The 14,706-nt window shown below is 31.8% G+C and carries 11 protein-coding genes; 7 read left to right on the forward strand and 4 right to left on the reverse strand.

The genetic code is table 11. From position 1 onward, the window contains the following. Positions 1-11 precede the first annotated feature (11 nt). Positions 12-1,247, reverse strand: coding sequence for a 2,3-bisphosphoglycerate-independent phosphoglycerate mutase (locus ACU68Y_RS05570; protein ID WP_446755318.1), 1,236 nt, complete (start codon positions 1,245-1,247; stop codon positions 12-14). Positions 1,248-1,266: 19 nt separating this feature from the next. After that, on the reverse strand, positions 1,267-2,622 hold the full coding sequence (locus ACU68Y_RS05575) for a DASS family sodium-coupled anion symporter (RefSeq protein ID WP_446755317.1): 1,356 nt from the start codon (positions 2,620-2,622) through the stop codon (positions 1,267-1,269). A 193-nt stretch (positions 2,623-2,815) separates the two neighbouring features. Between ACU68Y_RS05575 and ACU68Y_RS05580 the strand changes: the two genes are divergently transcribed. From ACU68Y_RS05580 to ACU68Y_RS05590, 3 genes are all read left to right on the forward strand, one after another. Next, on the forward strand, positions 2,816-3,745 hold the full coding sequence (locus tag ACU68Y_RS05580; protein WP_446755316.1) for a LysR substrate-binding domain-containing protein: 930 nt from the start codon (positions 2,816-2,818) through the stop codon (positions 3,743-3,745). Positions 3,746-4,216: 471 nt separating this feature from the next. Further along, on the forward strand, positions 4,217-5,299 hold the full coding sequence (locus tag ACU68Y_RS05585; RefSeq protein ID WP_094223294.1) for a hypothetical protein: 1,083 nt from the start codon (positions 4,217-4,219) through the stop codon (positions 5,297-5,299). Positions 5,300-5,406: 107 nt separating this feature from the next. Next, entirely contained in the window at positions 5,407-5,622 is a 216-nt protein-coding gene (locus ACU68Y_RS05590) for a hypothetical protein (RefSeq protein WP_199797321.1), read from the forward strand. A 714-nt stretch (positions 5,623-6,336) separates the two neighbouring features. Here the strand turns inward: ACU68Y_RS05590 and ACU68Y_RS05595 are convergent. Together ACU68Y_RS05595 and ACU68Y_RS05600 are read right to left on the reverse strand one after the other, a co-directional pair. Further along, entirely contained in the window at positions 6,337-6,846 is a 510-nt protein-coding gene (locus ACU68Y_RS05595; RefSeq protein WP_446755315.1) for a hypothetical protein, read from the reverse strand. 80 nt (positions 6,847-6,926) lie between these two features. Beyond that, positions 6,927-8,048, reverse strand: a complete 1,122-nt coding sequence (locus tag ACU68Y_RS05600) for an FAD:protein FMN transferase (RefSeq protein WP_446755314.1) — start codon at positions 8,046-8,048, stop codon at positions 6,927-6,929. 130 nt (positions 8,049-8,178) lie between these two features. On the opposite strand from ACU68Y_RS05600, the gene glmU reads away from it, so the two are divergent. The 4 genes from glmU to ACU68Y_RS05620 are packed head-to-tail and all read left to right on the forward strand — an operon-like array spanning position 8,179 to position 14,608. Further along, on the forward strand, positions 8,179-9,543 hold the full coding sequence (glmU, locus tag ACU68Y_RS05605) for a bifunctional UDP-N-acetylglucosamine diphosphorylase/glucosamine-1-phosphate N-acetyltransferase GlmU (RefSeq protein WP_446755313.1): 1,365 nt from the start codon (positions 8,179-8,181) through the stop codon (positions 9,541-9,543). A 15-nt stretch (positions 9,544-9,558) separates the two neighbouring features. Further along, positions 9,559-10,128 carry an aminoacyl-tRNA hydrolase gene (pth, locus tag ACU68Y_RS05610; protein ID WP_004269569.1) on the forward strand — a complete coding sequence of 190 codons (570 nt, stop codon included), beginning with the start codon at positions 9,559-9,561 and terminating at the stop codon, positions 10,126-10,128. Continuing rightward, the gene (gene mfd, locus ACU68Y_RS05615; protein ID WP_446755312.1) at positions 10,125-13,631 is read left to right on the forward strand and encodes a transcription-repair coupling factor; all 3,507 of its coding nucleotides are present in this window, start codon (positions 10,125-10,127) and stop codon (positions 13,629-13,631) included. Before pth ends, mfd begins: the two co-directional genes overlap by 4 nt. Positions 13,632-13,642: 11 nt before the next feature. Next, the gene (locus tag ACU68Y_RS05620; RefSeq protein WP_002841317.1) at positions 13,643-14,608 is read left to right on the forward strand and encodes a peptidylprolyl isomerase; all 966 of its coding nucleotides are present in this window, start codon (positions 13,643-13,645) and stop codon (positions 14,606-14,608) included. Positions 14,609-14,706 lie beyond the last annotated feature (98 nt).

Raw genomic sequence — 14,706 nt, forward strand, 5'->3', positions numbered from 1 at the left:
TAATATTTAAATTAGTTACCTTGTTTTTTAGTTTTTTCTAAAAAGTCGTATAGTGTATTGGATAAATCCTTACCTTTGATTCTACAAAGTCCACCGTAACTACACGAAATTTCATCAAATTTTGTAACTCTGTCTTGTCTAATTCCAGGACCTGCTATTAAAACTGGAACAGGATCTCCACTGTGTTCCATTCTTTCGCATGGAGTAGAGTGGTCTGCTGTAACGGCTATTATTGTGTTTTCCAAATTAGCTTCTAATAAAAGACCAATAAACTTATCAAAAACTTCAACAGCTTGTGCTTTTTTCTCAGGATTTCCATCGTGACCAAAAAGGTCTGTTGCTTTTAAGTTTACTAGAACAAAGTCATGATCTTTCAATGCATCAATCGCCATTTGAGCCTTTGCATTAACATCTGTATCAATATTTCCAGTCATTGTTGAAGCTGTTAATGCTGTGAAACCAGCCAATCGAGCGACTCCCAAGACTGTTCCTTCGGCAGCAACACATGCACCTTTAATATTTAGTTTTTCAGAAATTTTTTCCAATTTAGGCATTATTCCGGCTCCTCTTGTAAGAATAAAGTTAGCAGGTAAAAGCCCTTTGGATATTCTTTCTTCATTCACAGGATGTTTTGATAAAATTTCATTTGCCTTTAATAAAAATTTGTTCACAATTTCTGCTGTGAAAATTGAGTCAGGTTTACCGTCTTTTGACTGACATTTTTTGTAGTTTACATCAACTCCAGCAACTTTAGGATCGGTGTCAGTAATATTTGCAGAAAGTCCTGGACCTCTTAGAATTAAAACGGCTCTGTGTTCAGTCGCTTCTTTAAAAATAACTTTTATCCCATCAATTTCTATGTTATTTAATGATTGAGCTAACAGATTAGTGTTTTCTCTAATTCTTCCAGCTCTTCTGTCTACAACACACAGATTTTCATTTACAGTTGCAAAGTTTGATCTGAAAGCAACATCTCCTGCTTGCAATTCAATTTCTCTACCAAAGGCTTCAATAGGTCCTCGGCCTGGATAGTCTTCTAATCCATATCCGAACAAAATCATGTGGCCAAAATCTGTTCCAACAGGAATTCCTGCTCCATGAACATCCATTATTCCTGTTGTTCCCACAGATGCTAATTTATCTAAGTTTGGAGTGGAGGCATACTCTAATGGAGTCTTGCCTCCTAAAATTTCACAAGGTCTGTCGCCGACGCCGTCTGCAACAGCTAGTATAACTTTTCTATTCATATATTCTCCTTAATGACATTTAAAATATTATTTGATAATACGTAAAGTATAAAAGTGAAATAACTACTGATCCAATGAAACAAGTTATTAAACCAAGTTTTAGCTCGTCTTTTACATCAAAATATCCAAGACTCAAATACAATGCATTGACTTTTGAATGAGGTGGTAGAGTCAAAGTGTAGGCAATACCGAAAGAGCAAGCCATTGCCAAAGGAACAGGGTCGATATTTAAAGATTGTGCTAAAGTTATGATTGTTGGAATCAATATTGTAGCTCTTACTGTTTTTGTTGTAAATATCAAGTGACTGAAAATAGTTATAAAAATAAGTATTACAGCAACTAGATTAGGGTTTAAAGTGTTAAGACCAATTTTTTCGACAAAGTTTTGAATAATAAAACTTGCTCCGCCAGAATCATTAAATGCGTTACCAATAGCATACGCTCCAGCTGAGAAAATCATTAAGTTCCATTTAATATTTGCTTGCTTCCAATCAATAACACCAACTTTAGGAAGTAAACAAACAAGCATACTTATCACCGCTGTTTGTTCAGTTGAAATACTGAAACCGAATAATTTTTCTTGGTAGTTACCAGTCGCCCAAGAAAGTAGTGTAAGGGCAAATATAATCGCAGTCTTTTTTTCAGCGATAGTCATTGGACCAAGATCTATTAGTTGTTTTTTCAATATTTCCTTAGTTGATTCTCCACCAATATTCAAGTCTTTAATGTGATATAGTTTATAGCCAACTATAAAAGCTATCAAACCAGTGATTAAAACTTGAGGTAAAGAACCTAAAAGCCAATCCATATAACCCAACTTTGATCCAGTCATTTTGTTTATAAATCCTATAGCTAAAAGTTGACTGGAAGTTGCTGTTATGACCATAGAAGTTGCCAAGTGGTTGTTCATAACTCCTTGCAAAGTTATCAATCTACCAAAATTACTTTCTCCAGGAACTTGCTCATAGACTTCTAATAAAATCATAATAATTGGAATTAGTAACGCAGCCCTGGCACTTGTTGATGGAATGAAAAATGCTAGGATAAAGTTTACTAACATTAGGGAAATTAAAGTTCCCTTTGGAGTCTTGCCAAATTTGGTAAGCATTGACAATGCCAAACGCTTGCCGAGATTTGTTTCGTTAATAGCAGAAGTTAATACAAATGCAGCTACCATTAACCAAATAATATCATAGCCTAATGCTCCAAATGTGACCTTTTGTTTTTCAACCGCTCCTATCATAGGTAAAAGTAAAATTCCAATAATCGAAGTTTGATAAATTGGAATTGGCTGAGCTACCCACATAATAAGGGCGAATACAAAAACTGCTAGAGATTTTTGTGCCTCTGGAGTCATACCTTTCGGAGTAGGCATCAACATTAGTACAAAAAATAAAATTACAGCAATTATGCCGCCGATTTTTGCACCATTTGAAGTTTTTTCTTACTTGCTGATGATTTCGTTTTCATAATTTTACCAACCTTTCTAAATTGTTAGCTTAATTATATTACACGGATAACTATAACACAATTCGATTTTATTCTTAAAACAATAACATTATGTTATAATGGATTTAGAAAAATTTAGAGGTGAACAAATGGATATTAGCAAATTAGAATCTTTTTTAGTTTTAGCAGACTGCAAAAGTTTTACTAAAACAGCAGAACTTAGGTATTTATCTCAGCCGGCAATAAGTAAACACATAGATAGTTTGGAGCAGGAACTCGGCGTATTTTTATTCGATAGAAATGGTAAAACTGTTAGCCTCACAATACAGGGAAGACATTTCATAAAATATGCAGAATCTATAGTTAAAATATATCAAAAATCACAAGAATTAATCAGACAAATTGAAGATCTCAATCAAGGAACACTTTACTTTGGTTCAACAAACTTTATAGGAATTTATCTGATGCCAAAATTTATTAAAGCCTTCCAAGGCAAATACCCAAAGATTAATGTAAATATGACAGTTGGCTCCTCAAAAGACCTATTTAAAAAACTCGAAAAAAATGAAATTGAATTTGTATTTTTGTCTCATTATGTAAAAATTGACACAAACAAATATATTTCCAAGCCATTTTTTACAGATGAAATGGTGTTGGTGGTAAGTACCAAAAACAAACTGGCAGAAAAATCTACATGCAGTATCTCAGACATAAAAGATCAAGTATTTATTACAAAATCACAAACATCTTCTCTATATAAATTTTTAGAATCTTGCGTTGTTGATGTAAAATTTAAAAAAGAACTTATAATAGATAATCAAGAAGCAATAAAAAAAGCAGTTGTAGAAAATGCGGGAGTTTCTATTATGTCGAAAAAATCAGCTCAATTAGAAGAGGAAGCAGGGCTAATAAAGTGCATAAAAATCGTAGATTGTGATTTCAAAAGACAAATAAATCTAGTTTATAATAAAAATTTACAGATAACTCCAGCGGGCCAGGCTTTTTTTGATATTTTGGATATCAATAACAAGTTTGAATTTGGAAAATAAAAAAGGGGCTGTTGCAAAAGTCCCAGTATAGAAAAAAGAGGCTGTTGCAAAAGTCCCATAATAGAAAAAGACGAGGAAACATAAAAATCCTCGTCTTTTTTGATACAATGTATTTATGAAAACCACTAAAAATACATCATCATTAGCTGACTATACACTAGTTAATGATACAATTCAACTAAGATTAAACTTTAATACAGAATGCTATCTTGACAGTCAAGATATTTCTACTCTTTCTTCATAATTTAAATGTTTTACTTTTTCTATAATTATGATATAATTTACTAAAGTCATTGTTTCCTCCTATGTTTTTTGTTTTGATAAATTTATTATACATGAGAGGACAGCGACTTTTTTATATAGGATGTTTCATTTAATATTACAACTCGCCTATAGAGAACATTTATAATAAATGTTTGAAAAAAATATTTGCTTATATAATATTATGCAGATGAATTATTAGGAGGAATTATGAAAAATAGAGAAGAAGTATTACAAGAAAAGATTGAAAGAAGAAATAGTAGACATGAAATAGGTAACAACATTTCATGGTCAGCAATATTTGCTGGTGCAGTGACATTTATCGCTGTAATGTTCTTACTAAGTTTTATAGGATCATCAATCGGATTTGCAACTTTAGACTTTCAGTCATCAAATCCATTTAATGGATTATTTACAGGTGTTGGCATTTGGACAGTAGTTCAATTATTAGTATCTTTATTTGCAGCAGGTTTTGTTGGAGGACTAGCAGCTAAAAGAGTTGGTTTATTGCATGGTTTCTTATCATGGGCATTATCAATGGCTTTAGTAGTTGTAATGTTATTCACAGCTGTTACAGCAACAGTTAAAACTGCAGCAAATGCAGCAGGATCAGTAGCTGGAGAAGCAGGTAGTTTAGCTGGTAAAGCAGCAACTACAGTTTCAGAAAATATATCATCATTAAGTTCAACAGCTTTTGAAAAAGTAGCTCAAGAAGTTGAAGGTGTTGATTCAAAAGAATTACAAGCTAATGTTGAAAAATACTTAAAAGATTCAGAAAATGAAAAATTAAGACCAGGATACTTACAATCACAAGTTGATGTATCAGTAGAAGAAATCAAACAAGCAGCAAAAGATATAGCCTTAAATCCTGAAAATGCAGAAAAAATTGCTAAGGATACAGCAGACAAAATAGGTGCAAGAGCAGAAGATATTGCAAATTCAGTAAAACAAGAAGATATAAAAAAATCAGTATCAAAAAATTCAGACCTATCAGAAGCTGAAGTTGAAGAAATATCAAACAACATTTATGACGGTTTACAAAAAACATATGCACAAGCAGAAAAAACATTTAACCAAGCATCTGAACAAGTTTCAAAAACAGTGGCACAAGCTAAAGATACAGCTGAAAAAACAGCAGAACAAGCTAAAGAAACAGGAAATGATGTAGCAAGCACATCAAGCAAGGCTTCATTATTAATCTTTGTTGGATTGTTATTAAGTGCTATTGCAGCAATGTTTGGTGGTTCATTAGGTTCAAGAGTATCTAATGAAAGATTTATAGAAGAAAACTAATAAAAAAATAATAAAAAATATAATTTGTTTATATCACTTAGCCTAGGCTAAGTGATTTTTTTTGGAGTTTATTAAATAAATCACTAAATTGAATATATTTTTTTATAATGGTAAAATATACCAATACTAAAGCAAATAGAAGTAAAGAATGTAGACAAAAGAAAATAAACTTCGTACATGGTCAAGGCAAAAGAAAACATCAACTTCAACGAGACTATGAACAACTAAAAGATTGGAAAAGCAAACTAAAAAGTTATCCAAACAAACTAGATAAAATAGTAGCAGATGGGGATACTAAAGCGAAGAAAACTATGTATAGCTAGCAGAAAATAGGCTGACATCATACATAAAACCATCAAACTATGAACAATTCAAAACACGAAAATATAAAAAGAACAAGAATTCTGAAAAAGTTTAGTCTATGATGAAACCCAAGACAAATACATATCAAATGAAGGCAAAGAATTCATAAGATGCAATAATAGGTATGGGAAAAGAAAAAATGGATATGTAACAACTAAAAAAGTATACAGGTGTTTTATCTGGAATAAAGATGGTCAAAAAACTAAAGGAATCTACATAGCAGAAATCTTCAAAAAATATAGGAAAGAATCATTAGAAAACATAATATCCGACCAAGGAATAGAAGAAAGACTAAATAGGTCTCTTCAAGCTGAGGGGCTTTTTCCAAAATAAAGTAAGGACTAAATTACAATAGATTCCACCATAGAGGAAAAGCAAATATAATAAGTGAAATATGCCTACACTCTATTGCGTTAAACCTAAATAAACTGACATCAAAAATAGAAAATAAGAATCTAGAAATCATAAAATACAAAGCTGCTTAAGAAAAAAATATTCATTATAGCTAGCTTTATTAAGTGTGCCCATTTTTATAGAGAACAGGATAAATTTATCTAGAAAATATTTTAAAAACAAAAAACACAATGGCTAAACTTAAATACTTGATAAAAAAATGCTGTTGCAGAGTAGAATCATCTATTCTGCAACAGCCCCTTAATTTAATTATTGAATTTTTAGAAAGCTTTGAATCTTTCTACTTTATCTTTGTCGATTCCATGTTTTTCATTATAAGTCATTTTTGTTGTACTAATCATGAATGGAACGCCATCGATTTTACGAGCTTCTAAGAAGTTTACTACTTTTGAGTAGTCTCCAGAAGTTTTTCCACCTTTTTTCATTATTTTCATAATTGAGTATGGGTGTTCTGGTTCTTTAATTGTGATTAATGAAGAATTTGGTTTATCGAATGCTTTTTGAACGATATCTTCGAATTCTTCAGTGTCGATACCAGGAATTAAATAGTATTCAGCATCTTCGTCAATGCTTTCTAATCCTTTAACTTGTACTGATTTGAATTGTTTCTTAGCAATTCCCATCATAATAGCTAATAATTGTCTGATTCCTGTTGATCTATGTCCTGAGATAATAATATTTTCGTGGTTTTCAATTGCTTTTTCGATGAATTCTGCTTGTTGTTCATCTAAAAATTCTGAATCCACAAATCTTTGTATCATTTGATGCATAAAAATCCTCCTTATGTTTGATTTAATATCAATAATATTCTATCACATATTCAATAAAATATCATACTATTTTATTAATTCTAATTTTCTAGTTCTATAATATCTTTTAAGCCGTCAGTGTATTTGATGTCGTTGTTTTCAAATACCCAGAATGCTTCCACTCCGTCTAATGAATCCACTAATTTTCTTCCTTCGTCATAATTCATAACGAATACTGTTGTAGATAGGAAATCTGCAAGACCCGAATCTTTTGTGACGATAGTAACAGATTTGAAATGATTTGCAGGATTTAGTGTATCTGGATCGATTATGTGGTGGTATTTTTTGTTATTGTAAACGTAAAATCTTTGGTAATCACCACTTGTAACCATGGATGTTGAGCCAGGTATTTTCAAAATTGCTACATATTGTTTGTCTGGTTCTTCATTCAAATTAGGGTTTTGGATTGCAACTACCCAGCTGTCTTTTCCTTTTATAATTGGAGTACCAATAGTTCGTACGTTTCCACCTGCTGAAATTATTCCGGATTTTAGTCCACGTTTTTCTAATTCTTGTGCTATTTTTTCTGTGGCAAATCCTTTTGCAGTAGCGCCTAAATCTAGTCTTGAATCCTTATCCTTTAAGAAAACTGTGCTGTTTTTTTCATCCAACACGATATTGTCGATACTTGTGTGAAGATTTTTTTCTTTTAAAACATCTTGTGAAGGTATTTTAATAATTTTCTTTTCGAGAGCGTTGTCTCTGTATTCCTTCCACAAATCAGTTACAGAACCAAATGCAATGTTTGTTTTCTTATGGTATTTGGCATAATCTTCAACTGACAATTTGATTAAATCAAACAAATCTTTGTCGACTTTTACAGGTTTAACGCCTGCATTATCGTTGATTGTCTTCGCGTTATCTACGCCATCAAAATTTTCGTAAGTGCTGTATAGTTTGTGAAGTCTGTCAAATTCATCGTTAATAAATTTTGAATATTGATTGAATTCTTTTTCAGTTTTCGTGTACAAACTATATCTTATTACAGTGTCAAATTTGTCATAAAGTGTGGCTTCGTGTTTCTCAAAATCTTTAGAAGAAGATACATCACTTTCTTTTACTTGTGGTGCTGGATCTTTTGCAACTGGTTTGTTTTCAGTTTTATTTTGAGAACAGCCAACTAACATTGTTAATGTTAAAAATACTAATAATAATTTTTTCATATAATCACCACTTAATATTATATCAAATTTTAGAAAAAAGTTGACATCTTTGACTTATTTTAGCATTATATGCTTTTAAATTTCCTATTTTATAGTATAATGGTAATGACAATTTTTTAGGAGATGAATAATGAAGAAAGCTATTATACTTTCTGCGGGAGAAGGCACTAGAATGAAATCTCACAACTCAAAAGTTTTGCATAAACTTTTGAACAAGCCTATGATTGAGTATGTCATGGATGCTTGTGATTTTGTGGATCAAAAGATAGTTGTCGGCGGAAATAATTACGATATTTTAAGAGAAAACTTAGATGAAAGTATTCATCTAGTAAAACAAAGTATAGGAGAAAATTATCCATATGGAACGGGATATGCCGTTAAATTGTGTTTGGATGAAATAAATGACGACGATAAAGTTATTATTTTAACAGGAGATACTCCTCTAATAAAGCAAGAGACGTTAAAGAAGTTTTTTGATTATCATGAACAACAAAATTCTGTTGCAACAGTTCTTACAAGTGAAATCGACGATCCATTTGGATATGGAAGAATTGTAAAAGACGAAAATGGCAATTTGCTAAAAATCGTTGAGCAAAAAGATTGCAATGATCAACAACTTTTAATAAAAGAATTCAACAGTGGAATGATGATTGTAAACGGCGATGTGTTGAAGATGTCAATCGAAAAAATCGACACTAATAATTCAAAAGGTGAAATGTATTTGACAGATATTTTCGAAATCATCAGAAAAGATGGCAAAATCATCAAAACTTTCAAACATTCTGATGTAAATGAAACTTATGGTATCAATACAAAAGCTCAATTGTATTTTTGTGAACAAATTTTAAAACAAAGAATTAATGAAAAGTTCATGGAAGATGGTGTTGTTATTTCTAATTCAGATTCTGTAATCATTGAACCGTCTGTAAAAATCGGAAGGGACACTGTGATTATTGGACCTTGCAGAATTTATGGAAATACAGAAATAGGTTGTGATTGTTTGATTAAGGGCGATTGTGAAATCGTGGATTCCAAAATCAGTGACAATGTTGTTATTAAATCATCATACATTGAAAATTCTGTTGTCGGTAAGAACACAGACATCGGACCTTTCGCTCATTTGAGACCAAACAGCGTTTTAAAAGAAAATGTTCATATTGGAAACTTTGTTGAAATCAAAAACTCAACTGTTGGCAACAAAACAAAAGCAGGTCATTTGGCATATGTTGGAGACAGTGATTTGAAGGAAAATATCAACATCGGTTGCGGAGTAATTTTTGTGAATTACGATGGTAAAAACAAACATCGATCTGTTGTTGAAGACAATGTGTTTGTAGGTTCAAATTCAAATGTGATTGCTCCTGTGACTTTGAAAAAAGACAGCTTCATTGCTTGTGGAACTACAATTACTGAGGATGTTGAAGAAGGAGCACTTTCAATTGGAAGAAGTCGCCAAGAAAACAAAAAAGATTGGGTTTATAAGAAAAAAAGATAGAAATGGAATGATTATATGTATTTAATCGCAGGACTGGGTAATCCAGGAAGTAAGTACGAATACACTAGACACAATGCCGGATTTATGGTTATAGATGATTTGGCAAAAAAATTGAATATTAAGGTGAACAAATTAAAGTTCAAATCTTTGATTGGAGAGGGATTCATCGGAAACGAAAAGGTGATTTTGATGAAGCCTTCAACTTACATGAATGATTCAGGGAAAGCTATTTTGGATTGTTTTAATTATTATAATTTATCTGCAGAAAATCTTATTGTTATTTGCGATGACATTGATATTCCTTTCGGAACTATTAGGATAAAAAAGAAGGGCTCCGCTGGAACTCACAATGGTTTAAAATCTATTATTTATCTTATTCAATCTCAAGATTTCGCAAGAATAAAAGTTTCTGTTGGTCAAAATGACAAATATGATTTGAAAGATTTTGTGTTGTCACAATTTAGCAAGAAGGAATTCGAAGTTTTAGAAAAAGAAATTGACATGTCAAGTGATGCTGCTATCAAAATAGTAGAAGAAAATGTCGATTATGCTATGAATAACTTCAACGGGAAAAGCGTGATATGAATTTTTTAACTAAAATTTATGAAGATAACACAGAATTTCAAGGTTATTTGGATTCTTTGTCATCCAATAACTCGTCGATTTACATTCACGGGGTGATTAAGGAAGCTTTTGCAAGTTTTGTGTATGCGACATCAAAAAACATCGACAAACCTCTTGTAGTAGTCGTAGAAGATAATATGAGAGCGAGAAATCTGACAGAATATCTGAATGATATTGAAGAAAATATCTGTGAATTTTTCCCGAGCAGAGAACTCAACTTCTACAATGCAAAGTCTCTAGATGATAATGCAGAAGATCAAAGAGTTAATGTGTTGTTCAAATTGTTGAACAACGAAAAATTTATTATTGTTACAACATTTGATGCTTTAACGAAGAAAATCACAAAAAAATCAGTAGCAAAAAAATACGCCTTTACAATAAAAGACACTGATTTGATAAATTTAGAAGAACTTCAAGAAAAATTGAGGGTGTTGAAATACGAAAGAGTAGACACTATTGAATCCAAGGGACAATTTGCTATTAGAGGTGGAATTGTAGATATTTTCCCCGTACACAGCAGATTTCCTGTGAGAATTGAATTATTCGATGATGAAATAGATTCGATGAGATTTTTCGAAGTATCAACTCAAAGATCGATTGAAGATTGTAAATTCGTAAATATCATTAGCTGCAGCGAACTTATTATTGAAGATTCAAAGAAAGAATCCATTATCAATTCTATTCAGAAAAATTTGGACAAAAGAGTCGATCATCCGATTTTTGGAGAAAATGTAGATAATGTCAAGGACAAATTTGAAAAGCTGATGGAATATATCAGAAGCGATTTGGAATATGAAATCGACTTGGTATCGTGTTTTTTAACTAAAAAAGATTATGATACTGTGTTTGATTATTTTGCCGATGACAGTATCATGATGATAGAAGATTTGTCAAGATGCTATGATATTTACAAGGAAAAGGAAAAGAGATTTTTGGAAGATTTCGTGTATTTGGTTGAAAAAGGAGAAGTTTTATCCAAACACGAACAATCGCTTATTCCAATTTCCGATATTTTAAAATTGATAAAAGCCAAAACATCGGTAAATATTACAAGTTTGGTAAAAAGAACAAGACTTATCGAATCGAATGCGATGTATCAGCTTAAGACATTGGAGGCGCCAAACTTTAATAAAAATATCGACAGTTTGGTTGAAAATATCAAATCCAACAGTTTGAGAGGATTTAAACAAATCGTATTTGCTGCAAATGTAGAACGCAAAAACATGCTCAAGGATTTGTTCCTAACTAATGGAATTCCAACTCTTGAAGCTGAGGATTACAATGCGAACATTAAATCTTCGCAGGTTTTGATTACTCAGAAGAATTTGCCAAATGGTTTTGAGATAAAAGATCCCAAGTATTTGATAATTACTTACAAGGAAATTTTCGGACGCGAAAAACAAATTCGAAAACGCAAGAAGAAAAAAAGCACTGGTCAGGACATTGTCAATTATTCTGATTTAAACATTGATGATTATGTGGTTCATGAAAATCACGGGATTGGTCAGTACAAGGGAATCGAAAAAATCGATGTAAATGGAATTCAAAAAGATTACATTGTAATTCAATATAAAGCTAATGATAGGCTGATGATTCCAACCGATCAAATGAATTTAGTCCAAAAATACATCGGGGGAGGCAATGTCAAAAAGCCTTCTTTAAATAAACTAAGCGGAAATGATTGGGCAAAGGCGAAACAAAAAGCCAAGAAATCAGTTGACGAAATGGCGGATGATTTGGTTGAATTGTATTCCAAAAGAGCCAAATTAAAGGGGTATCAGTTCTCACAAGATACCGAATGGCAAAGAGAATTTGAAGATTCCTTCCCTTATGAAGAAACAGATTCACAAGTACGATCCATCGAAGAAATCAAAGCTGATATGGAATCGGATAGGCCAATGGACAGGTTATTGTGTGGCGATGTTGGTTATGGGAAAACAGAAGTTGCTATCAGGGCATGTTTTAAAGCGATAATGGATGGGAAACAAGTTGCGTTTTTAGTTCCGACGACGATTCTTGCGCAGCAGCATTTCAATACAATCAAAGAACGATTCAGAGATTATCCAATTAGAGTTGAAATGATGAGTAGATTCGTTTCTCCTGCACGTCAAAAACAAATTATGAAAGATGTGCAAAGAGGTCTTGTAGATTTATTGGTTGGAACTCATAGGATTTTGTCGAAAAATTTGAAGTTCAAAGATTTGGGATTATTAGTAATCGACGAAGAGCAAAGATTTGGTGTGAGACACAAAGAAAAATTAAAATCTATGAGAGAAAACGTAGATGTGCTAACGCTGTCAGCGACTCCAATTCCTAGAACTTTACAAATGGGATTGACTGGAATAAGAGATATGAGTTTATTGGAAGAACCGCCAGAAGATAGAACTCCTATATCAACTTATGTTACAGAGTACAATCCAAGCTTGATAAGAGATGCAATAATCAGAGAACTTGACCGCGGCGGACAGATTTATTTTGTGTATAATAGAATAGAAGATATTGATCAGATGGAATTCAAATTAAAAGAATTAGTTCCGGAATTAAACATAGCGATAGCACATGGTAGAATGAACGAAAAAGAGCTAGAAAACGTAATGCTCGACTTTCAAGATGGAATTTACGATTTGCTATTGTGCACAACTATTATAGAAACAGGTCTTGATATACAAAATGTCAACACAATGATAATTTATAATGCAGATAAGATGGGCTTGTCGCAATTGTATCAATTAAAGGGACGTATTGGTCGATCTGATAGAACTTCGTTTGCTTATTTTACATACGAAGGACAAAAATCATTAACAGAAATTTCCGAAAAAAGACTTATGGCTATAAAAGATTTTACGGAATTTGGTTCTGGGTTTAAAATAGCAATGAGAGATTTGGAACTTAGAGGAGCTGGAAATCTTTTGGGAGAAAGCCAACACGGTCACATCGCAAAAATCGGTTATGATTTGTATGTGAAGCTTTTGGAACAAGCTGTCAGAGAAGCTAAGGGTGAGACTATTTCTGAAAATAAAAATACTGTTATAATAGAAATCAAAGTCAACGGATACATTCCAGAAGATTACATTTCTGAGAATGAAACAAAGATTGATATCTACAAAAAAATCGCATCTATTCAAGATGAAGATGATTATTCTGAAATAATTGATGAATTAATCGACAGGTTTGGTGATGTTCCTAAGCCTATCGTTAATATAATGGATGTATCTATAATAAAAGCGTTCTGCGCGAGATTATCCATTGAAAGTATAAAAGAAATAAAGGGAGAACTTTTCTTGCAATTTTCTTCTCCTGACAAAATTTCATTAGAAAAATTAAAATACTTGACAGAAAATTACAAAAAAGAAATGAGATTTGATTTGTCAGAAAAACCAAAAATCATTTTGGGATTTGAAGACAAAAATTTGAGAGATCCTATCGAAGTATTATCAATACTTTTGAAGGACAATGAGAAATAATTGGAGGAAAAATGAAGAAATTTTTAGCAATTGTATTAGCTATGATGATGGTAATGGTAACAGCATGTTCTAACAAACCTAATGGAGCAGTAGCTAAGATTGGAAAAGAATACATCTATCAAAAAGATGTAGACAAAGTTATGGAAGATTACAAACAATATTATGGACAAGATATTTTCAATCCTAACACTGAACAAGGCAAGGAAGCTTTGAAGCAAATCAAACCTAAAATCATTGATATGCTAATTAACGAAAAAATCGCAAACAAATTGATGAAAGATAAAAAAATCGAAGTGTCTGACAAGGAAGTTCAAGCAGAAGTTGATAAGCTTCAAAAACAATTAGGTGGAGCAGACAAATTCAAAGAACAACTTAAGAAAGAAAACATGACAGAACAAGCTTTGAAAGAACAAATTGAAAAGCAATTGAAGAACAAGAAACTTTCTCAACAATTTGAAAAAGACTTCAAACCATCTGACAAAGAAATCAAAGACGAATTTGACAAAAACATAGACACTTATACTCAATATAACGCAGATCACATTCTTTTCTCAGGAAAGGATGCTAAGGGTAAAAATTTAGATGCTTCCAAGCTTAAAGCAAAATCAGAATTAGCTGACAAGACTTACGAAGAAGTAAAAGATGGAAAGAACTTCAATGAAGTTGCAAAAGCAAAATCAGAAGACCCATCAGCTAAGCAAAATTCTGGTAAATTAGGTGATTTCTTATCATCTACTATGGTAAAAGAATTTTCTGATGCATTAAAGAAAATGAAACCAGGTGAAGTTTCCAAACCAGTTAAGACAGAATTTGGATATCACATCATTAAACTTAACAGTAAAGTTACTGAATTAGACAAGATGACTGATGCAAATAAACAAAACATTAAGACAGCAATTTCTAACAAAATTATCCAAGAAAAAGTTCAAAAAGAATTTGAAAAACAAAAAAAGGATTTGGGAGTAAAAATTTACTAATTTTTAATAAAAAAGGCTATTTTTTCAGTCAAAACACTTGAAATAAAAAAAATATTACTGTATACTGTATTTAAAATAGGTTTTAACTATTTTGAAAA

Source organism: Finegoldia sp. P1-F-LS (assembly GCF_052932205.1).

Bases quoted from the DNA above. Each gene is read 5' to 3' on its own strand.
- ACU68Y_RS05570 (WP_446755318.1), bottom strand. From the start codon at position 1,247: ATGAATAGAAAAGTTATACTAGCTGTTGCAGACGGCGTCGGCGACAGA.
- ACU68Y_RS05575 (WP_446755317.1), bottom strand. From the start codon at position 2,622: ATGCCTACTCCGAAAGGTATGACTCCAGAGGCACAAAAATCTCTAGCA.
- ACU68Y_RS05580 (WP_446755316.1), top strand. From the start codon at position 2,816: ATGGATTTAGAAAAATTTAGAGGTGAACAAATGGATATTAGCAAATTA.
- ACU68Y_RS05585 (WP_094223294.1), top strand. From the start codon at position 4,217: ATGAAAAATAGAGAAGAAGTATTACAAGAAAAGATTGAAAGAAGAAAT.
- ACU68Y_RS05590 (WP_199797321.1), top strand. From the start codon at position 5,407: ATGGTAAAATATACCAATACTAAAGCAAATAGAAGTAAAGAATGTAGA.
- ACU68Y_RS05595 (WP_446755315.1), bottom strand. From the start codon at position 6,846: ATGCATCAAATGATACAAAGATTTGTGGATTCAGAATTTTTAGATGAA.
- ACU68Y_RS05600 (WP_446755314.1), bottom strand. From the start codon at position 8,048: ATGAAAAAATTATTATTAGTATTTTTAACATTAACAATGTTAGTTGGC.
- glmU (WP_446755313.1), top strand. From the start codon at position 8,179: ATGAAGAAAGCTATTATACTTTCTGCGGGAGAAGGCACTAGAATGAAA.
- pth (WP_004269569.1), top strand. From the start codon at position 9,559: ATGTATTTAATCGCAGGACTGGGTAATCCAGGAAGTAAGTACGAATAC.
- mfd (WP_446755312.1), top strand. From the start codon at position 10,125: ATGAATTTTTTAACTAAAATTTATGAAGATAACACAGAATTTCAAGGT.
- ACU68Y_RS05620 (WP_002841317.1), top strand. From the start codon at position 13,643: ATGAAGAAATTTTTAGCAATTGTATTAGCTATGATGATGGTAATGGTA.